The sequence below is a fragment of the Cellulomonas sp. APG4 genome, from assembly GCF_009996735.1.
Classification (GTDB): Bacteria; Actinomycetota; Actinomycetes; order Actinomycetales; family Cellulomonadaceae; genus Actinotalea.
The window spans coordinates 301,508-328,269 of record NZ_JAACYI010000001.1; the positions used below are offsets into that span (position 1 = coordinate 301,508).

At 73.8% G+C, this 26,762-nt stretch carries 22 protein-coding genes; 8 read left to right on the forward strand and 14 right to left on the reverse strand.

Translation table 11 applies throughout. The features are described 5' to 3' along the window. Positions 1-9 precede the first annotated feature (9 nt). The 3 genes from guaA to GXB85_RS01360 are packed head-to-tail and all read right to left on the reverse strand — an operon-like array spanning position 10 to position 2,499. On the reverse strand, positions 10-1,617 hold the full coding sequence (guaA, locus tag GXB85_RS01350; RefSeq protein ID WP_161915820.1) for a glutamine-hydrolyzing GMP synthase: 1,608 nt from the start codon (positions 1,615-1,617) through the stop codon (positions 10-12). A 10-nt stretch (positions 1,618-1,627) separates the two neighbouring features. Beyond that, a complete protein-coding gene (locus tag GXB85_RS01355; RefSeq protein WP_161915821.1) occupies positions 1,628-2,131 on the reverse strand; it encodes a hypothetical protein in 504 nt (167 codons plus the stop codon). Beyond that, entirely contained in the window at positions 2,128-2,499 is a 372-nt protein-coding gene (locus GXB85_RS01360; protein WP_161915822.1) for a DUF3817 domain-containing protein, read from the reverse strand. The genes GXB85_RS01355 and GXB85_RS01360 overlap by 4 nt, the downstream gene beginning before the upstream one ends. A 114-nt stretch (positions 2,500-2,613) precedes the next feature. Here GXB85_RS01360 and GXB85_RS01365 point away from each other — a divergent pair, with 114 nt between their 5' ends. Both GXB85_RS01365 and GXB85_RS01370 read left to right on the forward strand, forming a co-directional pair. Further along, positions 2,614-4,485: an ABC transporter ATP-binding protein gene (locus tag GXB85_RS01365; protein WP_161915823.1), complete on the forward strand. Its 1,872-nt coding sequence runs from the start codon at positions 2,614-2,616 to the stop codon at positions 4,483-4,485. After that, a complete protein-coding gene (locus tag GXB85_RS01370) occupies positions 4,466-6,199 on the forward strand; it encodes an ABC transporter ATP-binding protein (protein WP_161915824.1) in 1,734 nt (577 codons plus the stop codon). Before GXB85_RS01365 ends, GXB85_RS01370 begins: the two co-directional genes overlap by 20 nt. A 23-nt stretch (positions 6,200-6,222) precedes the next feature. Here GXB85_RS01370 and GXB85_RS01375 read toward each other — a convergent pair whose 3' ends face one another. Continuing rightward, positions 6,223-6,840 carry a GNAT family N-acetyltransferase gene (locus GXB85_RS01375; protein ID WP_161915825.1) on the reverse strand — a complete coding sequence of 206 codons (618 nt, stop codon included), beginning with the start codon at positions 6,838-6,840 and terminating at the stop codon, positions 6,223-6,225. 71 nt (positions 6,841-6,911) lie between these two features. Between GXB85_RS01375 and arfB the strand changes: the two genes are divergently transcribed. Continuing rightward, entirely contained in the window at positions 6,912-7,346 is a 435-nt protein-coding gene (gene arfB / locus GXB85_RS01380) for an alternative ribosome rescue aminoacyl-tRNA hydrolase ArfB (protein WP_161915826.1), read from the forward strand. Here arfB and GXB85_RS01385 read toward each other — a convergent pair. Then, positions 7,303-8,127 carry an SURF1 family protein gene (locus GXB85_RS01385; RefSeq protein WP_370523931.1) on the reverse strand — a complete coding sequence of 275 codons (825 nt, stop codon included), beginning with the start codon at positions 8,125-8,127 and terminating at the stop codon, positions 7,303-7,305. The two genes, arfB and GXB85_RS01385, sit on opposite strands and share 44 nt — an antisense overlap. A gap of 203 nt (positions 8,128-8,330) precedes the next feature. Here GXB85_RS01385 and GXB85_RS01390 point away from each other — a divergent pair, with 203 nt between their 5' ends. From GXB85_RS01390 to GXB85_RS01410, 5 genes are all read left to right on the forward strand, one after another. After that, the gene (locus tag GXB85_RS01390) at positions 8,331-10,823 is read left to right on the forward strand and encodes a phosphoketolase (RefSeq protein WP_161915827.1); all 2,493 of its coding nucleotides are present in this window, start codon (positions 8,331-8,333) and stop codon (positions 10,821-10,823) included. Positions 10,824-10,886: 63 nt separating this feature from the next. After that, positions 10,887-12,974 carry a phosphate acetyltransferase gene (gene pta / locus GXB85_RS01395; protein WP_161915828.1) on the forward strand — a complete coding sequence of 696 codons (2,088 nt, stop codon included), beginning with the start codon at positions 10,887-10,889 and terminating at the stop codon, positions 12,972-12,974. Then, positions 12,971-14,218, forward strand: a complete 1,248-nt coding sequence (locus GXB85_RS01400) for an acetate/propionate family kinase (protein WP_161915829.1) — start codon at positions 12,971-12,973, stop codon at positions 14,216-14,218. Before pta ends, GXB85_RS01400 begins: the two co-directional genes overlap by 4 nt. Before the next feature lie 80 nt (positions 14,219-14,298). Then, positions 14,299-16,026, forward strand: a complete 1,728-nt coding sequence (locus GXB85_RS18720) for a tetratricopeptide repeat-containing diguanylate cyclase (protein ID WP_161915830.1) — start codon at positions 14,299-14,301, stop codon at positions 16,024-16,026. Between the two features lie 114 nt (positions 16,027-16,140). Next, a complete protein-coding gene (locus GXB85_RS01410; protein ID WP_161915831.1) occupies positions 16,141-17,790 on the forward strand; it encodes a tetratricopeptide repeat-containing diguanylate cyclase in 1,650 nt (549 codons plus the stop codon). A 19-nt stretch (positions 17,791-17,809) separates the two neighbouring features. Here GXB85_RS01410 and GXB85_RS01415 read toward each other — a convergent pair whose 3' ends face one another. From GXB85_RS01415 to GXB85_RS01455, 9 genes are all read right to left on the reverse strand, one after another. Then, entirely contained in the window at positions 17,810-19,429 is a 1,620-nt protein-coding gene (locus tag GXB85_RS01415) for a succinic semialdehyde dehydrogenase (RefSeq protein ID WP_161915832.1), read from the reverse strand. Between the two features lie 32 nt (positions 19,430-19,461). Beyond that, on the reverse strand, positions 19,462-21,153 hold the full coding sequence (gene ptsP / locus GXB85_RS01420) for a phosphoenolpyruvate--protein phosphotransferase (protein ID WP_161915833.1): 1,692 nt from the start codon (positions 21,151-21,153) through the stop codon (positions 19,462-19,464). Then, positions 21,153-21,425 carry an HPr family phosphocarrier protein gene (locus tag GXB85_RS01425; RefSeq protein WP_161915834.1) on the reverse strand — a complete coding sequence of 91 codons (273 nt, stop codon included), beginning with the start codon at positions 21,423-21,425 and terminating at the stop codon, positions 21,153-21,155. Before GXB85_RS01425 ends, ptsP begins: the two co-directional genes overlap by 1 nt. A gap of 120 nt (positions 21,426-21,545) precedes the next feature. Further along, the gene (locus GXB85_RS01430; RefSeq protein WP_161915835.1) at positions 21,546-22,586 is read right to left on the reverse strand and encodes a zinc-dependent dehydrogenase; all 1,041 of its coding nucleotides are present in this window, start codon (positions 22,584-22,586) and stop codon (positions 21,546-21,548) included. Continuing rightward, a complete protein-coding gene (locus GXB85_RS01435; RefSeq protein ID WP_161915836.1) occupies positions 22,583-23,062 on the reverse strand; it encodes a PTS sugar transporter subunit IIA in 480 nt (159 codons plus the stop codon). Before GXB85_RS01435 ends, GXB85_RS01430 begins: the two co-directional genes overlap by 4 nt. Next, a complete protein-coding gene (locus tag GXB85_RS01440) occupies positions 23,055-23,363 on the reverse strand; it encodes a PTS lactose transporter subunit IIB (protein WP_161915837.1) in 309 nt (102 codons plus the stop codon). Before GXB85_RS01440 ends, GXB85_RS01435 begins: the two co-directional genes overlap by 8 nt. A 128-nt stretch (positions 23,364-23,491) precedes the next feature. Then, positions 23,492-24,733 carry a PTS mannitol transporter subunit IICB gene (mtlA, locus tag GXB85_RS01445; protein ID WP_161915838.1) on the reverse strand — a complete coding sequence of 414 codons (1,242 nt, stop codon included), beginning with the start codon at positions 24,731-24,733 and terminating at the stop codon, positions 23,492-23,494. Positions 24,734-24,818: 85 nt separating this feature from the next. After that, complete coding sequence (locus tag GXB85_RS01450; protein WP_161915839.1) at positions 24,819-25,823, reverse strand: 1-phosphofructokinase family hexose kinase; 1,005 nt, start codon at positions 25,821-25,823, stop codon at positions 24,819-24,821. Further along, positions 25,820-26,581, reverse strand: a complete 762-nt coding sequence (locus GXB85_RS01455; RefSeq protein WP_161915840.1) for a DeoR/GlpR family DNA-binding transcription regulator — start codon at positions 26,579-26,581, stop codon at positions 25,820-25,822. The genes GXB85_RS01450 and GXB85_RS01455 overlap by 4 nt, the downstream gene beginning before the upstream one ends. Positions 26,582-26,762: the final 181 nt, after the last annotated feature.

Here is a 26,762-nt window from a genome sequence, read left to right on the forward strand (position 1 = left end):
CGCGCGGGCTCACTCCCACTCGATGGTGCCCGGAGGCTTGCTGGTCACGTCGAGCACCACGCGGTTGACCTCGGGCACCTCGTTCGTGATGCGGGTCGAGATCGTCGCGAGCACCTCGTAGGGCACGCGCGTCCAGTCCGCCGTCATCGCGTCCTCGGAGCTCACCGGGCGCAGCACCACGGGGTGGCCGTAGGTGCGCCCGTCGCCCTGGACGCCCACCGAGCGCACGTCGGCGAGCAGCACGACCGGGCACTGCCAGATCGTCCGGTCGAGACCCGCGCTGGTGAGCTCGGCGCGCGCGATCGCGTCGGCCGCGCGCAGCACGTCGAGGCGCTCGGCCGTGACCTCGCCGATGATGCGGATGCCCAGGCCCGGCCCGGGGAACGGCTGGCGCCACACGATCGCGTCGGGCAGGCCGAGCTCGAGGCCCACGGCGCGCACCTCGTCCTTGAACAGGGTGCGCAACGGCTCGACCAACTCGAACTGCAGGTCGTCGGGCAGGCCGCCCACGTTGTGGTGCGACTTGATGTTGGCGGCGCCCTCGCCACCACCCGACTCGACGACGTCCGGGTAGAGGGTGCCCTGGACGAGGAACCGCACCTCCTCGCCGTGCGCGCCGCTCTCGGCGACGACCTCGCGCGCCGCCGCCTCGAACGTGCGGATGAACTCGCGACCGATGATCTTGCGCTTGGTCTCGGGGTCGGTGACGCCCGCGAGCGCCGTGAGGAACTGCTCGCGCGCGTCGACGACCTTGAGCTGGACGCCCGTCGCCGCCACGAAGTCCGTCTCGACCTGCTCGGCCTCGCCCGCACGTAGCAGCCCGTGGTCCACGAACACGCACGTGAGCTGGTCGCCGACGGCGCGCTGCACCAGCGCGGCCGCGACCGCGGAGTCCACGCCGCCCGAGAGGCCGCAGATCACCCGCGCGTCGCCCACCTGCGCGCGGATGCGGTCGACCTGCTCGGCGACGATGTTGCCGGCCGACCACGTGGGGCGCAGGCCTGCACCGCGGTAGAGGAAGTTCTCGAGCACGTGCTGCCCCAGCGGCGAGTGCTTGACCTCGGGGTGCCACTGGACGCCGTAGAGGCGACGGCCACGGTCCTCGAACGCCGCGACGGGCGCACCCGTGGACGAGGCGAGCACGTCGAAGCCCTCGGGCGCCGCGTGCACGGCGTCGCCGTGGCTCATCCAGACCGACTGCTCCGTGGGTGACCCGGCGAGCAGCACGCCCGTGTCCGCGACGTCCACGTGCGTGCCGCCGTACTCGCGCGTCCCGGTGCGTGCGACCGTTCCGCCCAGCTGCTGGGCCATCGCCTGGAAGCCGTAGCAGATCCCGAGCACGGGCACCCCCGCCTCGAACAGCCGACGGTCGACGGCGGGGGCACCCTCCTCGTACACGCTGGCGGGCCCTCCGGACAGGATCACGGCCGCGGGGCGCCGGGCGAGGATGTCCTCGACCGAGGCCGTGTGCGGCACGAGCTCGGAGTACACGTTCGCCTCGCGCACGCGGCGCGCGATGAGCTGGGCGTACTGGGCGCCCAGGTCGACGACGACGACCGGGCCGTCGGGGTGCGCCGGGGTCTCGGCCGGCTCGGGGCGTGCGTGGGAGTCGCTCACCCTGCGGAGTCTAGTGAGGGGCGACCGACGGCCCGGGCGCCGTCCGCGCCGCGGAGCGGGACCGGCAGAGCGCACCGGCACCGAGTGCCGCGCCGGCGCCCACCAGCACGGCGACCACCTGGGTGCCGAGGACCGGAAGGACCGCCCCGAGCCACTCCGCCGCCGGCGCGGTGAACGACCCGCGCCCGAAGGAGCCCAGCGGTCCCCACGCCAGCGTGCCGACCACCGCCACGACGGCGAGCACCAGCACCGTGGGCAGCCCGACGAGGAGCCACTGGGCGGGCCCGCTGCCCGCGCCCGGGGCGAGCCGCAGCTCGTGCACGACCACGGCGGTCGCCGCTCCCGCGCCGGCGGCCACGATGCCCACGAGGGACGAGACCAGGGCGTTGACGCCGTAGGCGCCCGCATGGACCGCGAGCGCGAGGAACGGCACGGCCAGGGCGTCGACGACGGTCACGACGCCCAGCCCGGCGAGCGTCGCGACCAGCACGTCGCGGCCGCGCAGCGGACTCACCTGGTCACCACGGTGGCCGTGGGCCGGCCCGTCGCGACCCGCGCGGAACCGTCCGCGTGCACACGGCGCTCGACGACGAACGAGAGCACCGGCACCACGCCGGCGAGCACGAGTGCCGTCAGCCGGCCGAACGACCAGCGCATGGTCGACCAGAGGTCCACGACCGTCACGAGGTAGACGACGTAGATCCAGCCGTGGGCGAACGGCACCCACTCGATCCAGCGCATCACGTCGTCCGGTGCACCGACCACGTACTTCAGCAGCATCTCGACCACGAGCACGAGCAGCATCACGCCCGTGACCCACGCCATCACGCGGTAGCGCCCGAGGGCACCCGTCGCCTTCGCCACCCAGTCCTTGCCGGCCATCTCGCTCCTCGTCTCGTCCTGCCGCCCATCCTCCCCCACGCGCGTGCGCGGACCGCGCGGGCCGCGAGAAAAGGCGTCGTCGGGTGTCACAGGTCGGACCTAGCCTTGACCCTCGTGCGCCGACTGCCCTATGCCGATCCCGGCACCCCTCCGCTGACCTCCGCGCCGGCCTACCTCTGGTGGGTCGCCCGCGGCCAGGCCGGCCTTCTGCTGGCCAACGCCGTGACGGGCATCGGCTCGGCCGTCGCGATGGCCGCCCTCCCCTACGTGCTCGGCCGCCTGGTCGACGGCGGGCTCGACGACGGCCTCTCGCGCGAGCTCTGGCTCGGCAGCCTCGCGCTGCTGGCCGTGGGCGTCGTCCTGGTGGTCTGCAACGTCGTCGGCCACCGCCTCGAGGTGCAGAACTGGATCGGGGCCTCGTTCCGCACGTCGCAGCTCGTCGGCCACCACGTGAGCCGCACGGGCGACGCGGTGACGGCCGAGCTCCCGACGGGCGAGGTCGTCGCGACGGTCGCCTCGGACTCCCTGCGCGTGGGCGAGGTCTACTTCATCACCGCACGCTTCGTGGGCGGGTTGGTCGCGTACGTCGTCGTCGCCTTCCTTCTGCTCGACAGCTCGGTCACGCTCGGGGTCGCGGTGCTCGTGGGCCTGCCCGCGGTCGCAGCCGTGCTCGCCCTCATCGTGCGGCCGCTGCAGCGCCGTCAGCGGGCCCAGCGCGAGGCCTCGGGACGCCTGACGACCCTCGGTGCGGACACGGTCTCGGGCCTGCGCATCCTGCGCGGGATCGGCGGCGAGGACGCGTTCGCGACGCGGTACCGCGCGCAGTCCCAGCAGGTGCGCGCCCAGGGCGTGCGCGTCGCGCAGACCCAGTCGCTCCTCGACGCGATGCAGGCGCTCCTCCCGGGCCTCTTCCTCGCGGCGGTCGTGTGGTTCGGCGCGAGGCTCGCGCTCGACGGCGAGATCACGCCCGGTCAGCTCGTGACCTTCTACGGCTACGCCGCGTTCCTGACCGAACCGCTCCAGGCGGCCACGCAGTTCGTGCAGAGCATGTCGCGCGCGCTCATCGGCGTCCGCAAGATCCTGCGCGTGCTGCGCGTCCCCGTGACGGGGGCGGACCCGGAGCTCCTCCTGGACGCCGCTCCCCCCACGGGCGGGGGCGACCTCGTCGACACGCGCAGCGGCCTCGTGGTTGCCGCCGGAAGCGTCGTCGCGCTCGTGAGCGCGGAGCCGGACGAGACGGCCCGCCTCGCCACGCGGCTGGGCCTGCTCGGCGCCGAGAACCTCGAGCACGCCGACGACATCCGTCTGGGTGGGGTGCCGCTCTCGACGCTCGGCCTGGCCCAGGTGCGCCGCCGCGTGGTGGTCGCCGAGTCGACGCCCCAGCTGTTCACGGGCGTGCTGCGCGACGAGCTCGACGTGCGGGGTTCGGCGGTCGCCGACGCCCTCGCGCGAGCGCTCGAGACCGCCGACGCGGCCGACGTGCTCGACTCGCTCCCCGGCGGGCTCGACGGCGAGGTCGCCGAGAAGGGGCGCTCCCTCTCGGGTGGTCAGCGGCAGCGGGTCGCGCTCGCACGTGCGCTGCTCACCGAGCCCGAGGTGCTCGTGCTCGTCGAGCCCACGTCGGCCGTCGACGCGCACACCGAGGCGCGGATCGCCGAGCGCCTCGTGCGTCTGCGCAAGGGCCGGACGACGGTCGTGGTCACCGCGAGCCCGCTCGTGCTGGACCGCGTGGACGAGGTCGTCCTCGTCCACGACGGCAGGGTGGTCGCCCGGGGGACGCACCGCGGCCTTCTCGACGGCGCCACCACCGAGGCGCTCGCGTACCGCGCCGTCGTGAGCCGCGCCGCGGCGGACGACGTCCCTGCCGCGCGCGCCCCGCTCGGGTCCGGCCACGCGGTCGACGAGGGTCCCGGCAGCACCGATCGCGCCGACACCACCGAGAGCACGATCGACGAGGAGGCCAGCCGTGCGACTGCCCGTCGCTGACAGCACCGCGCTGCGCGCGCACACCGGACTCCTGCTGAGGCGGCACCGGTCCGCCCTCGGGCGCGTGCTCGTGCTGCACACCCTCGCGGCCGCCGCGGGCCTCGCCGGCCCGTGGCTGCTCGGCCGGATGGTCGACGCCGTCGCGGACGGCACCACGGCGGGGTTCGTCGACCGCGCCGTCGGCGTGCTCGTGCTCGCGGTCCTGACGCAGACCGTGCTGATCCGCTACGCGCAGCGCGGCGCGATGGTGCTCGGCGAGACCGTGTTCGCCGAGCTCCGCGAGGCCTTCCTCGCGACCGTCACCCGGCTCCCCCTGTCGGTCGTCGAGCGTGCCGGCACGGGCGACCTCGTCGCACGCACGACGAACGACATCGACCGCGTCGCGCACACGGTGCGCTTCGGCGTGCCGCGGGTGCTCGTCACGACGGCGACGATCACCCTGACGCTCGTCGCGGCGTTCGTGATCAGCTGGCAGGTCGCGCTCGGTCTGCTCGTGGGCGTCCCGCTGCTGCTCGCGACCACGCGGTGGTACCTGCGCCGGGCCGCTGCGGGCTACCTGCGCGAGTCGGCCGCGTACGCGCGCCTCAACGGCACGATCACCGAGTCGGTCGAGGGCTCGCGCACGGTCGACGCGCTCGGCCTGGGCCCGCGCCGTCGGGAGCGCGTCGACGCCGACCTGCGCGAGGCCTTCGCCGCCGAGCGGTACACGCTGTGGCTGCGCTCGGTGCTCTTCCCCGGCGTCGACCTGTCGTTCGTGCTCCCCGTGATCGGCACCGTCGTGTGGGGCGCTTACCTCGTCTCGACCGGCACCGCGACCGTCGGCGCGGTGACGACGATCGCGCTGTACGCGCTGCAGGTGATGCACCCCATCGGCGAGCTCATCTTCTGGCTCGACGAGATCCAGGTGGGCGCGACGTCGCTCGCGCGGATCATCGGCGTGGACGCCGTGCAGCCGGACCGCGAGACGCGTGCCGATGCGCGCCCGCGCGACGAGCACGTCGTCGCGCAGGGGGTGCGCTACGCGTACCGCGAGGGCCACGACGTGCTGCACGGCGTGGACCTCGACCTCCGCGTCGGAGAGCGCCTCGCGGTGGTCGGGCCCTCGGGGGCCGGCAAGTCGACCCTCGGCCGCATGCTCGCAGGGATCCACCCGCCCACCGGCGGGACGGTCGCCGTGGGGGACGTGCCGCTGGTCGACCTGCCGCTCGAGGACCTGCGCGGCCACGTCGCGCTCGTGACCCAGGAGCACCACGTCTTCGTGGGCACGCTCGAGCAGAACCTGCGGCTCGCCAAGCCCGGAGCGGACGACGACGAGCTGCGCCGCGCCCTGCGCGCGGTCGACGCCGAGTGGGTCGAGGAGCTGCCCGAGGGGCTCGCTACCACGGTCGGCTCGGGCGGGTGGGCCCTCTCACCGGCCCAGGCGCAGCAGGTCGCGCTCGCCCGGCTCGTGCTGCTCGACCCGCACACGCTCGTGCTCGACGAGGCGACCTCGCTGCTCGACCCGCGGGCCGCCCGGCACCTCGAGCGCTCGCTCTCGGCCGTGCTCGAGGGGCGCACGGTGGTCGCGATCGCGCACCGTCTGCACACCGCGCACGACGCCGACCGCGTCGCGGTGGTCGACGCCGGGCGCATCACCGAGATCGGTCCGCACGACGAGCTCGTGGCCGCCGGCGGCGACTACGCCGACCTGTGGCGCTCCTGGCAGCGCGATTGACCGCGGCCGCGCGAGGTCCGGCGTCAGACCGGGTGGTCGGTGCTGAGGCCGAGGAGCACGACGTCGTCGCCGTGGGGCAGCTCGTGGAAGCCGAGGCGCTCGTAGAACGCCCGCGCGCCGGTGTTCGACGGGGACATGCCCAGATGCACCTTCGCGACGCCCTGGCGCCGCAACGCCGCGAGGAACGCGCGGATGAGCGCCCGGCCGTGGCCCGCGCCCTGGTGCGACGGCAGCAGGTCGATGTGCAGGTGGGCGGGGTAGTCCGCGAGCTCGGGGTGGATGTTCCGCTCCGGGTGGTGCAGCAGGTCCACGAGCCGCTCCTCGGCGGTCGTCGGCGCGGCGACCGCCGGGTACCGGGCGGCCACCTGCGGCAGCCACCGGCTGCGGTGCTCGGCGGCCCACCTCGCGGTGTCCGCCGTGCCGAGCACGTAGCCCACCACCCGGTCGCCGTCGTCGACGACGAACGCAAGCTCGGGCTCGAGGTCGAGGTAGGGCCCCGCGAAGATGTCCGGCATCAGGTCGTCGCTCGAGTAGTGCCCGCGTGCGTCCCCGCCGGCCGCGGCCGTGCGGACGCACACGTCGTAGACGTCGTCACGGTCGCTCGGCCGGTAGGCACGGATGTGGGGTCGTCGGCTCGTCATCCCGTCACTCTCCCGCGACGGGGCCCCGACGCCCAGGGGGCGCGCGCAGGCACAGGTGGGATCCTGGTGCGATGAGCGAGCTGCGTCTGCCCGACGGCGCGGTGGTCGACCCGGCGGAGCTGCGCTGGCGGTTCTCGCGCGCGGGCGGATCCGGCGGGCAGGGGGTCAACACGACCGACTCACGCGTCGAGCTGTCGTGGGACGTCGCGCGCAGCCGCTCGCTGCCCGAGGACGTGCGCTCCGTGCTGGTCGAGCACCTCGCCGGGCGGCTCACCGACGGCGTGGTCACGGTGCGCGCGAGCGAGCACCGGTCGCAGCTGCGCAACCGCGAGGCGGCGCTCGCACGGCTCACGACCCTGCTCGACGGGGCCCTGCGGCCGCCGCCTCCGCCGCGCCGGCCCACCCGCGCCAGCCGTGCGTCCCGCGCGCGACGCGCCGCGGCCGAGCTTCAGCGCCGCGAGGTCAAGGGGCTGCGGCGGCGGCCCTCGAGCCGTCCGCAGGACTGAGACCCTCGCCGTCGGGCCCGTCGTCGTCCTCGATCTCGTCGCGGGCGGCGTCGCGCACCATCCGGCCCCACAGCAGCACGGCGAAACCGCCGAAGATCCACCACTGCAGCGCGTAGGCGAGGTTCTGCACGTTGAGGCCGCCCTCGCCCAGCGTCGGTGGGTCGAGCGGCTCGAGCCCGGGCTGCGCTGGCGCGAGGAGCACGAGGTACCCGGCGTGCGTGCGGCCGCCCCAGCGGTTGACGAGCTGCGCGGGGCTCACGGCCTCGACCACGTCCAGGCCCGCCTCGCGGGGCAGCGCCACGGCGCCCGCGGCCTCACCCGCCGCGAGGTAGCCGGTGACCTCGACGACCCCGTCGGGCGCCGGTGCGGCGGCCGCCGCGGCCTCGGCGTCGGGCGCCCATCCGCGCACCACCGCGATGCTCGCCCCGGCCCGCTCGACCTCGAGCGGGCTCACCACGAGGTAGCCCGTCGTGCCGTCGTGCGCCCGCCCCGGCACCAGGACGGCGTCGTCGCCGAAGCGCCCCGACGTGACGACCTTGCGACCCACGTCCTCACCCGCGAACGGGTCGCCCGGGCGCAGCACCTCCGCGAGCGGCTCGGCCGGCGCCTCGAGCACCTCGGCCGCGCGTCGCTCGGCGTCGAGGTCGCCGCGGATCTCCGCCCGGTCGAGCTGCCAGACCCCCAGCCGCACGCAGACAGCGGCGGCGCCGAGGAGCAGCGCGAGCACGAGCAGCATCCGCGGGCTGGTCGCGGTGCGCAGGTAGTCGGGGCGGCGCTCCACGACGGTCACGCTACCCGGCCCGCGGAGCACTCCGAGCGGGTGCTGCGCCGACCGCCCAGGTGTGGTGGCATGGGTCCGTGGGCCGACCGGACGGCCGGACCACGGCCCGTGGGGTCAAACGTCCCATGTCTTGGCGGGCCGATAGGGAACCCTAAGGGCTGCGGCGGGGCGGGCCCGCCGCACGACGCTGCGCAGGAGGAACGATGACCTCGGTCCTGGACGGTGCCACCGGGTGGGCGACGCGCGACGTCGCACCCCTCGACGACGCGACCCTCGAGCGGATCGACGCGTGGTGGCGCGCCGCGAACTACCTCTCGGTGGGGCAGATCTACCTGCTCGACAACCCGCTGCTGACGGAGCCGCTCACCCGCGACCACGTCAAGCCGCGCCTGCTCGGCCACTGGGGCACCACGCCGGGGCTGAACTTCCTCTACGCCCACCTCAACCGGGTGATCCAGGAGCGGGACCAGCACACCCTCTACATCACGGGTCCCGGCCACGGCGGCCCGGGCCTGGTGGCGAACACCTACCTCGAGGGCACCTACTCCGAGGTCTACACCGACGTCAGCACCGACCTCGACGGCATGCGGCACCTGTTCCGCCAGTTCTCCTTCCCGGGCGGCATCCCGAGCCACGTCGCCCCCGAGACCCCCGGGTCCATCCACGAGGGCGGCGAGCTGGGCTACGCGCTCTCGCACGCCTACGGCGCCGCGTTCGACAACCCCGACCTGCTCGTGGCCGCCGTCGTGGGCGACGGCGAGGCGGAGACCGGCCCACTCGCGACGAGCTGGCACTCGAACAAGTTCGTCGACCCCCTGCGCGACGGCGTCGTGCTGCCGATCCTGCACCTCAACGGGTACAAGATCGCCAACCCCACCGTGCTCGCGCGCATCCCCGAGGACGAGCTGCTCGAGCTGATGCGTGGCTACGGGCACACCCCCTACGTGGTCTCGGGCGGGTTCGACGGCGAGCCGGCCACCGAGGTCCACCGCCGCATGGCGCACGTGCTGGACGAGTGCCTCAACCAGATCGCCGAGATCAAGGCCGCGGCCCGCGCCGGTGAGCTCACCGAGCGGCCGCGCTGGCCGATGATCGTGCTGCGCACCCCCAAGGGCTGGACCTGCCCGCCCGTGATCGACGGCAAGCAGGTCGAGGACTCGTGGCGCTCGCACCAGGTGCCGCTCGCGAGCGCCCGGGACACCGACGAGCACCTGCAGGTGCTCGAGGGCTGGCTGCGCTCGTACCGGCCCGAGGAGCTGTTCGACGCGACCGGGCGCCTGGTCCCCGAGGTCGCCGCGCTCGCACCCGAGGGCGACCTGCGGATGAGCGCCGTGCCCCAGGCCAACGGCGGTCTGCTGCTGCGCGACCTGCGCCTGCCCGACTTCCGCGACTTCGCGGTCGAGGTCACCTCGCCCGGCGGCTCGATCGCCGAGGCGACGCGCGTGCTGGGTCAGTGGCTCGCCGCCGTGGTCGAGGCGAACCCCGACACGTTCCGGATCTTCGGCCCGGACGAGACGGCCTCGAACCGCCTCGGCTCGGTGTTCGAGGTCACCGACAAGCAGTGGGGCGCACAGCTGCTGCCCGAGGACGAGAACCTCGCCCGCGCCGGGCGCGTGATGGAGGTGCTGTCGGAGCACCAGTGCCAGGGCTGGCTCGAGGGCTACCTGCTCACGGGACGCCACGGGGTGTTCAGCTGCTACGAGGCGTTCATCCACATCATCGACTCGATGTTCAACCAGCACGCCAAGTGGCTCAAGGTCACGCAGGAGATCCCGTGGCGCAGGCCGATCGCGTCGCTCAACTACCTGCTCACCTCGCACGTGTGGCGCCAGGACCACAACGGGTTCTCGCACCAGGACCCGGGCTTCATCGACCACGTGGTCAACAAGAAGGCCGAGATCGTGCGGGTGTACCTGCCGCCGGACGCGAACACCCTGCTCGCGACGTACGACCACGTGCTGCGCTCGCGGGACTACGTCAACGTCGTCGTCGCCGGGAAGCAGCCCGCCCCCACGTTCCTGTCGATGGACGACGCGGTCGCGCACTGCGCACGCGGGCTCGGCATCTGGGAGTGGGCGGGCACCGAGGCCCGAGGTGAGGACCCGGACGTGGTGCTCGGGTGCGCGGGCGACGTGCCGACCCTCGAGGTGCTCGCGGCCGCGGACCTGCTGCGCCGTCACCTGCCCGACCTCAACGTGCGCGTGGTCAACGTGGTGGACCTCATGCGCCTGCAGGACCACACCGAGCACCCGCACGGGCTCTCGGACCGCGAGTTCGACACGATCTTCACCACGGACAAGCCGATCATCTTCGCCTACCACGGCTACCCGTGGCTGATCCACCGCCTCACCTACCGGCGCGCGGGCCACGGCAACCTGCACGTGCGCGGGTACAAGGAGGAGGGCACCACGACGACGCCGTTCGACATGGTCATGCTCAACGACCTCGACCGCTACCACCTGGTCATCGACGTGATCGACCGGGTGCCGAGCCTGGGCACGCGGGCGGCCGAGCTGCGTCAGGAGATGGTCGACGCGCGGCTGCGGGCCCGGGACTGGACCCGCGCGCACGGTGAGGACATCCCCGAGGTGCGTGACTGGGTGTGGCCCGACGCGGGCGAGACCGGCACCGAGCGGGGCGGCCCCCAGCGCGACGCCGTCTCCGCGACCGCCGCGACCGCAGGAGACAACGAGTAGGCGAGGCGCTGCGCCCGAGCGCGACCTCGCAGCCCAGCCCCCCGCACCGAAGAGAGCACCACCGTGGCCCGCAGCATCTACATCACCTCGCCCGAGGGCGACACCGGCAAGTCGACGGTGGCGCTCGGGGTGCTGGACCTCCTGGTCCGCAGCGTCACGCGCGTCGGCGTCTTCCGACCTGTCGCGCGCTCGACGGACCAGCGCGACTACGTGCTCGAGCTGCTGCTCGCGCACGACGGCGTCGACCTCACCTACGAGGACTGCGTCGGGGTCACGTACGAGGCGGTGCACGAGAACCCCGAGGAGGCGCTCTCGCGCATCGTGTCGCGCTACCACGAGGTCGAGCGGCAGTGCGACGCCGTCGTCGTGGTCGGCACCGACTACACGGACGTCGCGGGCCCCACGGAGCTGTCGTACAACGCCCGCATCGCGGCGAACCTCGGGGCGCCCGTGCTGCTCGTGGTGCGGGGGGCGGACCGGCGGCCGGACGAGATCCGGCAGATCGTCGACGTCTCGCTCGGGGAGCTGCGTCAGCACCACGCCGAGCCCGTGGCCGTGGTCGCGAACCGCTGCCGGCCCGAGGAGCTCGTGACGGTCCGCAAGGCGCTCGGGGCGGAGCTGCCCGTCTGGACCCTGCCCGAGGACCAGCTCCTCAACGCGCCGACGGTCGGCGCGCTCATGGAGGCCGTGGGCGGCAAGCTCGCGGCGGGCGACGCCGAGCTGCTCCAGCGCGAGGCGCTCGACCTGCTGGTGGGTGCCATGTCGATCGAGCACCTGCTCGACAAGCTCACCGACGGCGCGGTGATCATCACGCCCGGAGACCGGTCGGACGTGCTGCTCGGTCTGCTCATGGCGCACGCGGCCGACGGCTTCCCGTCGCTCGCGGGCATCATCCTCAACGGCGGCTTCTACCCGCCGCCGCCCGTCGCACGCCTGGTCAACGGGCTGGGCCAGCGCCTGCCGATCATCCGCACGGACCTGGGCACGTTCCGGTCGGCGAGCGCGGCCGCCGCCACGCGCGGCCGGCTGACCGCCGACTCGCAGCGCAAGGTCGACACCGCGCTGGCGCTGTTCGAGAAGCACGTCGACGGCGAGCGCCTGCTCGAGCTGCTCGACGTGGCGCGCCCCGCGGTCGTGACGCCGCTGATGTTCGAGTACACGTTGCTCGACCGCGCGCGCGGCGACCGCAAGCACATCGTGCTGCCCGAGGGGACCGACGACCGCATCCTGCGCGCCGCCAGCACGCTGCTGCAGCGCGAGGTCGCGGACCTGACGATCCTCGGCAACGAGGCGTCGATCCGCGCGCGGGCGACCGAGCTGGGCCTGGACATCGCCGCGGCCGAGGTGATCGACCCGAAGGACGGCGAGCTGCACGACAGGTTCGCGCACGAGTACGCCGAGCTGCGCAAGCACAAGGGCATGACCGTGGACCGCGCGCGGGAGATCGTCGGCTCGGTGAGCTACTTCGGCACGATGATGGTCCAGCTCGGCCTCGCCGACGGCATGGTCTCGGGGGCGGTGCACACGACCGCGCACACCATCAAGCCGGCGTTCGAGATCATCAAGACGACGCCGGGCGTGTCGATCGTGTCGAGCGTGTTCCTCATGTGCCTCGAGGACCGCGTGCTCGTCTACGGCGACGCGGCGGTCAACCCCGACCCGACGGCCGAGCAGCTCGCGGACATCGCGATCTCGTCGGCCCAGACCGCGGCGCAGTTCGGCATCGAGCCACGCATCGCGATGCTCTCGTACTCGACCGGCGAGTCCGGGACCGGGCCCGACGTCGAGAAGGTGCGCACCGCGACCGCGCTGGTGCGCGAGCGTCGCCCCGACCTCGACGTCGAGGGCCCCATCCAGTACGACGCCGCCGTCGACGCCTCGGTCGCCAAGACGAAGATGCCCGACTCGACCGTGGCCGGTCGCGCGACCGTCTTCATCTTCCCGGACCTCAACACGGGCAACAACACCTACAAGGCCGTGCAGCGCTCAGCCGGCGCCGTGGCGATCGGCCCCGTGCTCCAGGGGCTGCGCAAGCCCGTCAACGACCTCTCGCGTGGCGCCCTGGTCCAGGACATCGTCAACACCGTCGCGATCACCGCGATCCAGGCCCAGGGCCTGGCCCATCCCACCCCCACGGAAGGTCCCGCATGAACCCCGTCACCGGCGTCGGCGAGCGCCCCAGCGAGCACAGCGCCTTCGGGGCCCACGGCAGCGTCCTGGTGATCAACTCGGGCTCGTCGTCGGTCAAGTACCAGCTGGTCAACCCCGTCGGCGGGGAGGCGATCGCATCAGGCCTCGTGGAGCGGATCGGCGAGGACGACGGGATCGTGAGCCACACGTTCGCGGGGAATACGACGCGCCGCACGGGTGCGGTGAGCGACCACGGCGCGGCCCTGCGCCTCGTGCTCGGCCTGTTCGACGAGGTGGGACCCGACCTCGAGGAGGCCCACGTGGTCGCCGTCGGGCACCGCGTGGTGCACGGGGGCGCCGTGTTCTCCGAGCCCGCCCTGGTGGACGAGGCCGTCGAGCACGCGATCGAGGAGATCTCACCGCTCGCACCGCTGCACAACCCCGCGAACCTGCGGGGCATCCAGGTGGCCCGGGAGCTGCTGCCGGACGTGCCGCACGTGGCCGTGTTCGACACCGCGTTCTTCTCGACCCTGCCCACGGCCGCCTCGACCTACGCGCTGGACCGCGTCGTCGCCGCCGAGCACGGGGTCCGCCGGTACGGCTTCCACGGGACGTCGCACCAGTACGTCTCGGGCAAGGTGGCACGCGTGCTGGGCCGGCGCCTGGGCGACCTCAACCAGATCGTGCTCCACCTCGGCAACGGCGCGTCGGCCTCGGCCGTGCGCGGTGGCGTGGCCGTCGAGACCTCGATGGGCCTCACCCCGCTCGAGGGGCTGGTCATGGGCACCCGCACGGGTGACATCGACCCGGCCGTGATCTTCCACCTGCACCGCAACGCGGGCATGTCCGTCGACGAGATCGACGAGCTCCTCAACCGCAGGTCGGGCCTCAAGGGGCTGTCGGGCGAGAACGACCTGCGCGAGATCCACCGCCTCGTGGCCGAGGGCGACGACGACGCGCGCGGGGCGCTCGACGTGTACGTGCACCGCCTGCGCAAGTACATCGGCGCCTACTACGCGGTGCTCGGGCGCGTCGACGTCGTGACGTTCACGGCGGGGGTCGGCGAGAACGACGACATCGTGCGGGCCCTCGCGTGCGAGGGGCTGCAGAACCTCGGCATCGCGATCGACCCCGCGCGCAACGAGGGACGCAAGAAGCAGCCCACGATCATCTCGCCGGACTGGGCGCCGACCCTCGTCATGGTGGTCCCGACCAACGAGGAGCTCGCCATCGCGCGGCAGGCCGTCGCGCTCGTCGAGGGCTGAGCGAGCAAGATCACCCGTCCGCGCGTCGATCCGGCGCGTGGACCCCTCAGGACCGGTCGAGACGTGCCGATGGTGCGGACGTGGGTCAGCCGACACTCGACACCGTCGCACCGCCCGACGACGCCGTCCCGAGGACGGACGACGACGTCGTGGCGCCCCTCGCCACGTCCGCCGACGCCCCCTCGACGGAGGCGGGCCTCGCCGAGCTCGTCGACGCCGTCGACCGCCTGGTCAACGCCGCGCCCGCGCGTGCGCTCGAGGCCGGGGTGCGCGCCCTGGAGGTCGCGGACGCGGCCGGTGACGTCGCGGCGCGCCTGCGGGTGCGGTACTTCATGGGGTGGTCCCACCACCTGCTCTCGCAGGACCACGCCGCCCTCGAGGCGATGGAGGAGGCGATCGAGCTCGCGCGCGCCACGGGAGACCGCGCCTGGGAGGGGCGCGTCCTCAGCGGGCTCGGCGCCGTGCACAGCGGGTTCGGCGACAACGCGACCGGGATCGAGTACGTCGAGGAGTCCCTCGAGGTGCGGCGCGAGATCGGTGACCAGCGCGGCGTGGCCGCCTCGCTGCACAACCTCGGGGTCACGTTCCAGGAGATGGGGCTGTTCCCCGAGCGGGCGCGCGAGGTGCTGCACGAGGCCCAGGCCATGTTCGCCGGCCTCGACGACCACCAAGGACGCTGCGCGAGCCTGCTCCACCTCGCGGCGCTCGACCTGTCGACGCACGACGAGCTCGCGGGCACGGACCCGCCCGGGGCCGAGGCGGCCGCGATCATGGCGCTCTCGACGGCCCGGACAGCCGCGGAGCTCGTGGGTCACCCCGAGCTCGCGGACAACCACCGCCTGCAGGCCGATGCGCTGCTGACGCTCGCACGTGCACTCATCGCCGCGGGTGAGCTCGCGGAGGCCGCCGAGGCGATCGAGGCCGCGGCCGGTCCGGGTGAGGTCGTCGACAGCACCCAGTTCCGGCTCGAGATCGCCCACACCCGCGGACGCCTCCGCCGGGCGCAGGGCGACCTCGCGGGCGCCGTCGTCGAGCTCGAGCGCGGGCTGGACCTGGGCGAGGCCATGCTGCGCGACTACGAGCGCGTGGGCCTGCTCGCGGCGCTCGTCACGGTGCACGAGGAGCAGGGCGACCACGTGCGGGCCCTCGCCGCCCACCGCCGCCTGCACGAGGCGACGCTGCGTCAGCGCGACGAGCTCGCCGAGCGCCGCGCCCGGACGATCAACGCGAGGCTCGACGTCGAGCGCGCCCGCGTCGAGACCGAGATCGAGCGCCTGCGCTCGGAACAGCTCGAGCGCGCCAACCGCGAGCTCGAGCACCACGCCTCGCACGACCCGCTCACGGGTCTGGTCAACCGGCGCGGCTTCGACGCCGCGCTCGCCGAGCTGACGCACGACCCGGAGGGACGGCTGACGTGCATCGTCGGCGACCTCGATGCGTTCAAGGCGGTCAACGACACCTACAGCCACCTCGTGGGCGACGAGGTGCTGCGCCGGGTCGCGCGGATCGTCACCGCGACCGTGCGCTCGACGGACCTCGTGGCGCGCATCGGTGGCGAGGAGCTCGCCGTGCTGGTGCCGGGTGGCGACACGGCGGCCGCAGCGGCGCTCGCCGAGCGTGTCCGTGCCGCCATCGCCTCGTACGACTGGTCGACCGTCGCCCCCGACCTCGCGATCACGATCAGCCTGGGTGTCGCGACACGCACGGGCGGCGAGTCGCCGTACGAGCTGCACGCCCGCGCCGACGAGCTGCTGTACGCCGCGAAGCACGCCGGACGCAACCGTGCCATGTGCTGCTCGGGCACCTGACATGGACGGGCGTCGTCCACATCACCCGCGCGCGGCCTTCCGCCGCGCGGTCCCGCAGGGCAGGCTGTACCGCGGGAAGCGGACCAGGGGGCGGCACGGACGGATGAGCGCACGGTGAACGGGGTCCGACGCGAGGTCGACGAGCTCGCCGCGCTCGTCACGGAGGTCGAGCGCACCTCGAACTCGGAGCCGTCGCGCTGCCGTGAGGTCGCGGAGCGCGCGCTCGAGCTCGCCCGCCACCTCGGAGACGAGGCCGCCGAGATGCAGGCCTCGTACCACCTGGGGTTCGCCCTGCACCTGCTCTCCGAGGACCACGCCGCCCTCGACGCGATGGAACGCGCGCTCGAGCTCGCCGTCACCCTCGGCGACCGCGGCTGGGAGGCCCGCGTGCTGGGCGGCCTGGGGGCGGTGCACAGCGGCTTCGGCGACCACGCGACCGCGATCGAGCTGCTCGAGGAGTCGCTCGTGCTGCGTCGCGAGCTGGGTGACAGGTTCGGCATCGCGGCCGCCCTCAACAACCTCGGCGTGACGTACGAGGAGATGGGCCTGATGCCCGATCGCGCACGCGACCTGCTGCACGAGGCGCACGCGATCTTCGTCGAGCTCGGCAGCGAGCACGGGCAGTGCGCGAGCCTGTCCCACCTGGGCGCGCTCGACGTCGCGCTGAGCGAGGAGCTCCTCGCGACCGACCCCGGGGCCGCAGCCGAGGTGGCGGTGCGAGCCCTCGAGACCGAGCAGCGCGCCGTCGAGCACGCACGACGCCTCGGCGACAACCTCCGGCTGCTCGGCGAGACGCTCATCAAGCTCGCCCGCGCACGCCTCGCGACGGGCGACGCGGACGGGGCGCAGGAGGTCATCGACGAGGCACGCGGCCTCACGAGCCTGGTCGACACCACGCACTTCCGGCTGGGCCTGACCGCGACCCAGGGCCGGGTGCACCGCCTGCGCGGGGACCTCGAGGCGGCCGCGCGCTCGCTCGAGACCGGTCTTGCCGCCGCGGCTGCCGACCTGCGCCCGTTCGAGCGCATCGACCTCCTCAACGAGCTCGTCGCGCTGCACGAGCAGCGGGGCGCGTACGCCGAGGCGCTGCAGGCGCACCGGCGGCTGTTCTCCTCGACCCTCGAGCTGCGCGACGAGGTCGCCGAGACCCGGGCGCGTGCGGTCAACGCCCGCCTCGACCTCGAGCGCGCCCGCGCGGCCACCGAGGTCGAGCGACTGCGGGCCGAGCGGCTCGAGATCGACAACAAGCGGCTCGCGTACGAGGCGACGCACGACGCCCTGACGGGCCTGCTCAACCGTCGCGGCTTCGACGCCGCCCTCGCCGTACGGCTCGCGGACGAGCGGGCGTACGTCGCGTGCCTCATCGGCGACCTGGACCACTTCAAGGAGCTCAACGACACGTACTCGCACATGGTCGGCGACGAGGTGCTGCGTCGGGTCGCGCGGATCGTGGCCGGCGCGGTGCGCGGGACGGACGTGGTGGCGCGCATCGGCGGCGAGGAGATCGCCGTGCTCCTCGACGAGGACCGTGGCCCCGAGAACGTCGTGGCGATCTGCGACCGGATCCGTCGTGGGGTCCGCGACCACGACTGGGCCACGATCGCCGAGGACATGCACGTCACGATCAGCATCGGCGCCGCGACGCGCCTCCCGGGAGAGACCGCGGAGGAGCTGCACGGCCGCGCCGACGCCCACATGTACGCCGCCAAGGCCGCGGGCCGCGACCGCATCTCGCTCGACACCGACATCCAGTGGGCGCTCTGAGCCCGGTGCCCGGCTCGCGTCAGGACATGCCGAGCCTGCGCATCGCGCGCAGCCCACGCGTGAACAGCGCGGTCCACCGCTCGGCGGGCATCGCGTAGAGCCGCCCGAGCCCGAGCCCGTGGTGCGCACCGCGCTGCACCGCGACCGTCTGCGTCCACGTCGTCGCCCACAGACCCTCCGGGCCGTGCCGGCGCCCCGACCCCGAGCCCTTGACGCCGCCGAGCGGTGCGGCGGTGCTCCCCCACGCGGCCGCATAGCCCTCGTTGACGTTGACCATGCCGACCTCGAGGCGCTGCGCGAGCCGGCGCCCGTGCGTCGTGTCGCGCGTCCAGATGCTCGCGGCCAGGCCCACGTCCCCTGCGTTGACCAGCCGCACCACCTCGTCCTCGTGGCGCACGGTCGCGACCGAGACCACGGGGCCGAAGGTCTCCTCACGGCTCGCGAGCGCGTCCTCGGGCACGTCCGTGAGCACGGTCGGCTCGTAGAACAGCGGCCCGACGTCGGTGCGGTGCACCCCGCCGGCGAGCACGGTCGCCCCGCGCGAGATCGCGTCCTCGACGTGCGTGCGCACGCGCTCGAGCTGGGCGTGCGAGGTCAGCGAGCCGATGTCGACCGCGTAGTCGAGCCCGGCACCCAGGCGCAGCGCACGCACCCGCGGCACGAACGCCGCGAGGAACGCGTCGGCGACGTCCTCGTGCAGCAGCAGCCGCTCGACCGAGACGCACAGCTGACCCGAGTTCGAGAAGCACGCCCGCACGGCGCCCTCGGCCGCGACCTGCGGGTCGGCGTCCGGCGCGACGTAGAGGACGTTCTTGCCGCCCAGCTCGAGCGTCGTCCCGACGAGCCGCTCCCCCGCACGTGCCGCCACGGTCCGTCCCGTAGGCGTCGAGCCCGTCAGCACGACGTGGTCGACGGCGTCCACCAGAGCCTCGCCGAGGGCTCGCCCGTCCCCGTGGACGACCGCGAGCAGGCCCGGCGGCAGCCCCGCCTCCTCGAGCAGCGCGGCACCCCACAGAGTGGTCAGCGGCGTCTGCGCATCAGGTTTGATCACCACGCCGTTCCCGGCGACGAGGGCGGCGAGCGCGTCACCGATCGTGAGGTTGAACGGGTAGTTGAAGGGCCCGACGACGCCCACGACGCCCACGGGGTGGCGCACCACACGCGTCGAGGTCAGCCCGGGGATGAGCCCCTGGACCCGGCGCGGGGCCAGCAGCGCCCCGGCGCGCCGCGCGTAGTGGCGTGCGACGAGCGCGACGTCGGCGACCTCCTCGTAGGCGTGGACGCGCGCCTTGCCGTTCTCGAGCTGGACGAGGTTGAGCACCTCTGACGCCCGGTCGAGCAGCAGGTCGTGCAGGCGCAGCAGCACCGCAGCACGCTCGGCCACGGGACGGTGGGCCCAGCCGCGCTGGACGGCACGCGCGCGCTCGACGGCCTCCACCACGTCCTGCGGCGTCGACGTCGGCACGTCGGCCAGCGGGGCGCCGGTCAAGGGCGTGCGCGTGGTGACCCGCGGCGCCCCGGGGCGCGCCGCGACGCGCGCGAGCAGGGGCGCGACGTCGTCGGGCTCGAGGGCCCAGGTGGCCGTCGGGTCCTGGTCGGGGTCGACGACGTCGGCGCGGAAGGGCTGCGGCTCGGCCATGCGGGCAGGGTACGCCGCCCCACCCACGCCGGTCAGCCGAGCGCGAGCACCTCCCGGACCTGGGCGTCGACGAGCCCGAGGCACGCTCGCCGGGCGTCGACGGCGGTGCGCGCGGACCGCGCGGCCGCGGCAATCTCGCGGCAGCGCTCGAGGCTGTGCCGGCTGAGCGCGAAGCGCACCCCCGGCACGGCGGCCGGGGACATCGACAGGCTCGTGACCCCCAGTCCCGTCAGCACCAGGGCCATCGCCGGGTCGGCCGCCGACTCCCCGCACACACCCACGGGCTTGCCCACGTCGAGGCCGGCCTCGGCCGTCGCGGCCACCAGGTCGAGCACCGCGGGCTGCCAGGGGTCGAGCAGGTCGACGAGCTCCCCCAGCAGACGGTCGGTCGCCATCGTGTACTGCGCGAGGTCGTTCGTGCCGAGCGAGACGAAGTCCACGACGGCGAGCAGGTCGCGCGCGCGAAGAGCGGCAGCCGGCACCTCGACCATCACGCCGACGGTGCGCACGCCCTCGGCACGCGCGAGGGTCGCGAACTGCTCGGCCTCCTCGACCGAGGCGATCATCGGGGCCATGACCCACGGGTCGCCGCCCGTGCGCTCGGCCGCACGCGCGATCGCGCGCAGCTGGGTCCGCAGCAGCTCCTCGTCGGTGCGCACGAGCCGGAAGCCGCGCACGCCCAGCGCGGGGTTCTCCTCGCCCGAGCGGGTCACGAACGCGAGCGGCTTGTCGGCGCCGGCGTCGAGCGTCCGCACCACCACCTTGCGCCCGCCGAGCGCACCCAGGGCGCGGGCGTAGACCTCGGCCTGCTCGTCCTCGGTGGGGGCGGACGTGCGGCCCAGGTAGAGCACCTCGGTGCGGAACAGGCCCACGCCCTCGACCGCCGCGTCGGTGAGCCGCTCGGCGTCCTCCGCGGTGCCGATGTTGGCGAGCAGGGCGACCGCGTGACCGTCGGCCGTCGTACCCGGGTCGGTCCGTCCCGCGAGGGTCGCGAGCGCCTCGCGGCGCGTCTCGACGCGTCCCCGCAGCTCGTCGTCGGGGTCTACGACCACGGTCCCCGCAGCGGCGTCGACCGCCACCTCGGTGCCGTCCTCGAGCGCCGACGCCCCGACGACCCGCACCACGCACGGGATGCCGAGCTGACCCGCGATGATCGCCGTGTGGCCCGTGGGCCCGCCCTGCTCGATCACGATGCCGAGCACCTTGTCGAGCTCGAGGGCGGCCGTGTCCGCGGGTGAGAGGTCGTCCGCGACCACGACGGAGGGGCGTGCGAGCGCCGGCACGCCGGGCTCGGGCAGGCCCAGCAGCCGCGCGACCACGCGGTCACGCACGCTGCGCAGGTCGGTCACCCGCTCGGCGAGGTACCCACCCGCGGCGGTGAACAGGTCGGCGAACTCCGCGACCGAGCGGTCGACCGCCGGCACGGCGGCCTGCCCGCCCTCGATCCGCGAGCGCACCTGGCCCACCAGCTCGGGGTCGGCCGCCATCATCGCGGTCGCGCCCAGCACGTCGGCGATCGTGCCGCCGGCCTCCTCGGCGCGCTTCTCGAGCGTCCGTGCGACCTGGGCGAACGCCTCCGTGACCTCGGCGACCGCGGCAGCGACGTCGTCGGGCGGTGGCGCCTCGGTGTGCAGCGCGGGCGCCGGGTGGGCACGGGCCACGGGCCCGACGACGGCGCCGCGTCCGACGCCCGAGCCGTGCAGCGTGGTCTGCGAGGTGGCCATCACGCCTCCGCGTCGAGGTCGGTCTCGAGCAGCTCGACGAGCTCGGCGAGCACGTCGTCGGCGCCCTCGCCCTCGGCGCTCAGCGTGACCTCCTCGCCGTTCTTCACCCCGAGGGCCATGACCCGCAGGATGCTCGCCGCGTCGACGGGGGGCGCGTCGCCCTTGGCGATGCGGACGCCGAGGCCAGAGGCGCCGACGGCCTGCGTGAAGAGCTTGGCGGGACGGGCGTGCAGACCGACCTTCGACGCCACGACGGCGCTGCGCTGAGCCATGTCCACTCCTTCGTGCGGTGTGCGGGTGCGGGCTGGTCCCGCGGGATGGGTTGCGGGGTCCCGGCGTGCGCCGGGGCCGGGGCACCGGGGCGCGGTGGGGGCGCCCCGGTGCCCGGGGGTTCAGGGCTCGATCGTGACCTTGATGGCCTCGCCGCGCTGGACGATGCCGATGCCCTCGAGCACCTGGTCGAGCGGCAGCAGGTGGGTGATGAGGTCCTTGACCGGGACCTTGCCGTCGGCGATGAGTTGGAGCGCACGCTTGTTGTGCTCGGGGCTCGATCCGTTGGCGCCCACGATCGTGAGCTCGCTGTAGTGCACGAGGTTCGAGTCGAGCGTGATCGTCGGGTTGTCCTTGGGCAGGCCGCCGAAGAAGCTGATCCGCCCGCCGCGCGCGAGCATCTGGAGCGCCTGCTCCTGCGCCGCACCCGAGGCCGCGGCGGTGATCGCGACGTCCACGCCGCGCCCGTCGGTGAGCTCACGGATCCGCTCGACGGCGTCCTCGTCGGCGCTGCAGATCGCGGCGTCGGGGCTGACCAGCTCGGCCGCCATGTCGAGGCGCTCGCGGCTCAGCTCGACGAGGAACACGCGCGCCGCACCGTACGAGCGCGCGAGGCGCTCGTGCAGGCAGCCGATCGGGCCCGAGCCCACCACCACGACGTCGTCGCCCGGGTTGATCCGCACAAGCTCCTGCGCGTTGAGCGCGCAGGCCAGCGGCTCGGCCACGCTCGCCTCGGCGAAGCTCAGGCCCTCGGGGATGCGGTTGAGGCCGTCGACCTTGAGCACGTTCTCGGGCACCACCATGTACTCGGCGAAGCCGCCGTCGAAGTGGTAGCCCATCGACACCTGGTTCGGGCAGATGTTCATCTGCCCCTTGGCGCAGAACGCGCACTCGCCGCACGGGATCGCGGCGATCACCTGCACGCGGTCGCCCTCGGCCCAGCCCTCGACGCCCGCGCCGACCTGGACCACCTCGCCGGCGATCTCGTGGCCCATGACGCGCGGCGGGTGGATGTGGTGGTGGCCGAACTTCGAGATCTTGACGTCGGTGCCGCAGGTCGAGCAGGCCCGGACCCGGATCTTGACCTCCGTGGCCCCGGCCGTGGGCTCGGGGGCGTCCTCGAGGCGGACGTCGCCGGGGGCGTGGAAGCGTGCGACTCTCATGGTTCTCCTTCTCGGGTGGGCTCCGGTGTCTCCGGCGCCGGGGTGAGCAGGGCGAGCACGGCGTCGGCGGTCTCGGCCGATCGCAGAGCCTCGGCCCGCTCGGGGTCCAGCAGCACCTGGGCGAGCTCCGCGAGGATCGCGACGTGACCGTCGCCCTTCGCCGCGATGCCGATCGCCACGTGCACGGTCGCGCCGTCCCAGTCCACCCCGTCCGGGAAGCGCAGGAAGCTCAGGGCGTCCCGCACGACGGCGGCCTTGCCGGCGAGGGTCGCGTGCGGGATCGCCACGCCCTCACCGATGTACGTCGAGACCGACTCCTCGCGCTCGAGCATCGCCGGGACGTAGGCGGGCTCGACGGCGCCGCTGTCCACGAGGGCCTGCCCGCACCGGCGGATCGCCTCGTCGCGGTCGGCGGCGGTCTCGGCCAGGCGGATCGCGTCCGGCGCGAGGAGTGCGGCCGGGTCGACGTCAGACATCGATCGTCTGACCCTTCTGGATCGCGCTGACGACCTTGGTCACGGCCGGGTCGCCCAGGAACAGGTTGAACGGGACCACCGGGGTGCTCCCGGCCACGCCCCGAGCCCGCTCGGCGAGCCCTGCGTGGGTGAGCACGACGTCGGCGTCCGCCGGGATCTCCTGGACCGAGGTGTGCTCGACCGTGACGCCGTTCTTCGCGAGCTGCTTGCGCACGGTCGAGGCGAGCATGACGCTGCTGCCCATCCCGGCGTCGCACGCGACGACGAGCTTCTTGACCGCACTGCCGTCGATGGTGCCCATGGTTCCTCCTGTGGTCGGGGTGCGGGGCCACGTGCCGTGGCCCCGCACCGGGTCGTGCTCCCGTGTCGTGCGACCCGCGGGTCATGCGTACCCGTAGGTCACGCGTGCCCCTGGGTCATGCGTACAGCTCAGGCCGGGCTCGCGTCACCCGTCACGGCCTCGTTGTGCGCGGTCGCCTCGTTGCGGGCGGTCGCGGTGGTCGTGGTGCCCGCCTTGGACGCCGCCTTGCGCTCGGCGACCTCGGCACGTGCCTCGGCCAGCGCGTCGTCGCCCTCCTCGTCCTCCTGCGGCTCCTTGCGGCCGAGGCCGAGGAGCAGGGCGGCGACCACGAAGCTCACGATCGCGGCGACGGCGATGCCGAGCAGCACCGCCAGGTGACCACCGCGCGGCGTCATCGCCATGTAGGCGAAGATCGACCCCGGTGCTGGCGACGCGACGAGTCCCGACCCGGTGATGATGTTCGTCAGGATGCCCGACGCACCGCCGAGGATCGCGGCCGCGATGAGCTGCGGCTTCATGAGGATGTACGGGAAGTAGATCTCGTGGATGCCGCCGAAGAAGTGGATGACGATCGCGGCCGGGGTCGAGGGCCGCAGCATGCGCGGGCCGAAGAACATGAAGGCCAGCAGGATGCCCAGGCCGGGGCCGGGGTTGGTCTCGAGCATGAACAGGATCGACTTGCCCGCCTCGGTCGACTCGGCCGCGCCGAGCGGGGTGAGGACGCCGTGGTTGATCGCGTTGTTGAGGAAGAGCACCTTGCCGGGCTCGATGATCAGCGAGGCGAGGGGCAGCAGGCTGTTGTCGACGAGGAAGCCGACGGCGCTCTCGGCCCAGCCCATGATCGTGTCGACCACCGGACCGATCGCGAGCAGGCCCGCGATCGCCATGCCCGCCCCCACGATGCCCGCCGTGAAGTTGTCGACGAGCATCTCGAAGCCGGCCTTGGTGCGGTGCTGCACGGCCTCGTCGATCTTCTTGATGATCCAGGCGGCGAGCGGGCCCATCGCCATCGCGCCGAGGAACATGGGCGAGCCGGTGCCGACGATCACGCCGACGGTCGCGATCGCACCGACCACGCCGCCGCGGTTGCCGTGCACCATGCGGCCGCCCGTGAAGCCGATGAGCAGCGGGAGCAGGTAGGTGATCATCGGGCCCACGAGGCCGGTCCACGGCTCGCCGTCCGCGTTCTCGCCCCAGCCACCGATCTGGCCGACCGGGGTCCAGCCCTTCTCGATGAAGAGGGCCGTGATCAGGCCCCACGCGATGAACGCGCCGATGTTGGGCATGACCATGCCGGCCAGGTAGCCGCCGAACCGTTGGACGGTGGCCTTGGCCCCCGTCCCGGTGACCGTGGGTGTGTACTCGCTCATCTCTGGAACTCCTTCGTGCCAGTTGGGGATGCTGTCCGTGCTCGGTGCTGCGGGGCGCCCCGGGGAGCGCGAGGGTCGTGCCCGTTCACCCCGTGCCGACGAGCGGCTCGGCGAGACGGAGATCGAGGGAGTCGGCCGGGAGCAGGCGCGCGGCGCCCGGGTCCACGTCGGCCGGGCAGGGCATCTGGCTCCCCGGGAGCTGCACGGCCGCCGCGCCCCACGAGAGCGCACGCAGGAGCGCCCCGTCGGGGTCGGCGACGTCGTCGCCGGGGCGGCCCGCGCCGCGCGTCCCGGAGAGCTCGTCGTGGGCCAGGAAGCCCGCGAGGAACGCGTCGCCGGCGCCCACGGTGCTGCGCGGCTCCGCGGCGACGGACTCGCCCACGCGCACCTCGCCGTCGGCGGTCACGAGCATCGCGCCCGCCCCACCGAGGCTCACGAGCACCGTGCGCGCACCCGCGGCCTGGAGCTCGCGGGCGGCCTCGGCGACCTCGGCGCGCGACGTCAGCGGACGACCCACGGCCTCGGCGAGCTCCTCGGCGTTCGGCTTGACCAGGTCCGGTCCCGCGGCCACGGCGAGCGCGAACGCCGGTCCGCTCGTGTCGACCGCGACCCGCAGGCCCGCGTCGCTCGCGCGGCGCGTCATCCGGGCGTACGCGTCGACGGGGGCCCCGGGGGGCAGGCTCCCGCACAGCACGAGCCAGCCGCCCGGGACGGCGTCCTCCATCGCGCGGGTGAGCACCACGTCGAGCTCGTCGGGCGTCAGCTCGGCGCCAGGCTCGTTGATCTTGGTGACGGTGCCGTCGGCCTCGGCGACCGTGATGTTCGAGCGGGTGCGGCCCGAGACGGGGACCACGGTGGCACCCACGCGCTCGGCCTCGAGCAGCTCGACGATCTCGGCACCCTCGGGGCCCGCGACGGGCAGCACGGCCCGGCTCGGCACGCCGTTGGCGAGCAGCGCGCGGCTCACGTTGACGCCCTTGCCACCCGGGTGCAGGTGCGTGGCCGTGGCTCGCTGCACGGCACCGCGCACCAGGCGGTCCACCTCGACCGTGCGGTCGAGGCTCGGGTTGAGCGTGACGGTGAGGATCATGCGCGCACCACCCTGGGTCCGGCGGCCTCGACCTCGTCCGCGAGGTCCGGGTCGAGGTCGAGGTCGGTGATCACGGTGTCGACCGCGCTGAGCGGCGCCACCTGGGCGAAGTCGGCCCGGCCGAACTTCGTGTGGTCGGTGAGCACCACGGTGCGGCGGGCCGCGGCGACCAGGGCGCGCTTGACGCCCGCTTCAGCGAGGTCCGGCGTGGTGAGCCCGCGCTCGGCCGTGATGCCGTTGGTGCCGAGGAACGCGACGTCGGCGAACACGTCCTGCATCGACCGCTCGGCCCACGGGCCCACGGCGGCGAGCGTGCGGCCGCGCACCGTGCCACCCAGGAGGTGCAGCGTGATGTTGCTGCGCGTGGCGAGCACCATCGCGACCGGCAGGCCGTGCGTCACGACGGTCAGCTCACGGTCGGTGGGCAGCATCTCCGCGAGGCGGATGGTCGTGGTGCCGGCGTCGAGGATGATCGCGCCGCCCTCGGGCACCTCGTCGAGCGCGGCCTTGGCGATGCGCTCCTTCTGCCCGGCCATGCGACCCTCGCGGTCCGAGACCGCGGGCTCGATGCCCAGCCGCTCGACGGGGATGGCACCGCCGTGCACCCGGCGCAGTAGCGCACGGCGCTCGAGGGCCGTGAGGTCGCGGCGCACGGTCTCGGGCGTGACGTCGAGGGCCTCGGCGAGCTCCTTGACCTCGACGCGGCCGTCACGGCGCGCGCGACCCAGGATCTCCTGCTGCCGCTCCGTCGCGTACATGGCTCCCTCGCCGCCCTGGACGCCGTCGTCGGCGCCCGACCAGATGTTGCAATGCCTTTGTCTATTTCCGTTTGTGTCCGCTTGTCAAGGGTGAGGGACAGAACCGGATCCGACCCGGGACCAAAGCCCCCACCCGGACGACGGCGCTGCGACGGGCGAGCCCGTCCGGGAGCGGGCACGA

What these genes read in the sequence shown, in the direction of transcription:
- GXB85_RS01360 (WP_161915822.1), bottom strand. Translation starts at nt 2,499, where the DNA reads ATGGCCGGCAAGGACTGGGTGGCGAAGGCGACGGGTGCCCTCGGGCGC.
- GXB85_RS01375 (WP_161915825.1), bottom strand. Translation starts at nt 6,840, where the DNA reads ATGACGAGCCGACGACCCCACATCCGTGCCTACCGGCCGAGCGACCGT.
- arfB (WP_161915826.1), top strand. Translation starts at nt 6,912, where the DNA reads ATGAGCGAGCTGCGTCTGCCCGACGGCGCGGTGGTCGACCCGGCGGAG.
- GXB85_RS01390 (WP_161915827.1), top strand. Translation starts at nt 8,331, where the DNA reads ATGACCTCGGTCCTGGACGGTGCCACCGGGTGGGCGACGCGCGACGTC.
- GXB85_RS01400 (WP_161915829.1), top strand. Translation starts at nt 12,971, where the DNA reads ATGAACCCCGTCACCGGCGTCGGCGAGCGCCCCAGCGAGCACAGCGCC.
- GXB85_RS01415 (WP_161915832.1), bottom strand. Translation starts at nt 19,429, where the DNA reads ATGGCCGAGCCGCAGCCCTTCCGCGCCGACGTCGTCGACCCCGACCAG.
- ptsP (WP_161915833.1), bottom strand. Translation starts at nt 21,153, where the DNA reads ATGGCCACCTCGCAGACCACGCTGCACGGCTCGGGCGTCGGACGCGGC.
- GXB85_RS01425 (WP_161915834.1), bottom strand. Translation starts at nt 21,425, where the DNA reads ATGGCTCAGCGCAGCGCCGTCGTGGCGTCGAAGGTCGGTCTGCACGCC.
- GXB85_RS01430 (WP_161915835.1), bottom strand. Translation starts at nt 22,586, where the DNA reads ATGAGAGTCGCACGCTTCCACGCCCCCGGCGACGTCCGCCTCGAGGAC.
- GXB85_RS01435 (WP_161915836.1), bottom strand. Translation starts at nt 23,062, where the DNA reads ATGTCTGACGTCGACCCGGCCGCACTCCTCGCGCCGGACGCGATCCGC.
- GXB85_RS01440 (WP_161915837.1), bottom strand. Translation starts at nt 23,363, where the DNA reads ATGGGCACCATCGACGGCAGTGCGGTCAAGAAGCTCGTCGTCGCGTGC.
- mtlA (WP_161915838.1), bottom strand. Translation starts at nt 24,733, where the DNA reads ATGAGCGAGTACACACCCACGGTCACCGGGACGGGGGCCAAGGCCACC.
- GXB85_RS01450 (WP_161915839.1), bottom strand. Translation starts at nt 25,823, where the DNA reads ATGATCCTCACCGTCACGCTCAACCCGAGCCTCGACCGCACGGTCGAG.
- GXB85_RS01455 (WP_161915840.1), bottom strand. Translation starts at nt 26,581, where the DNA reads ATGTACGCGACGGAGCGGCAGCAGGAGATCCTGGGTCGCGCGCGCCGT.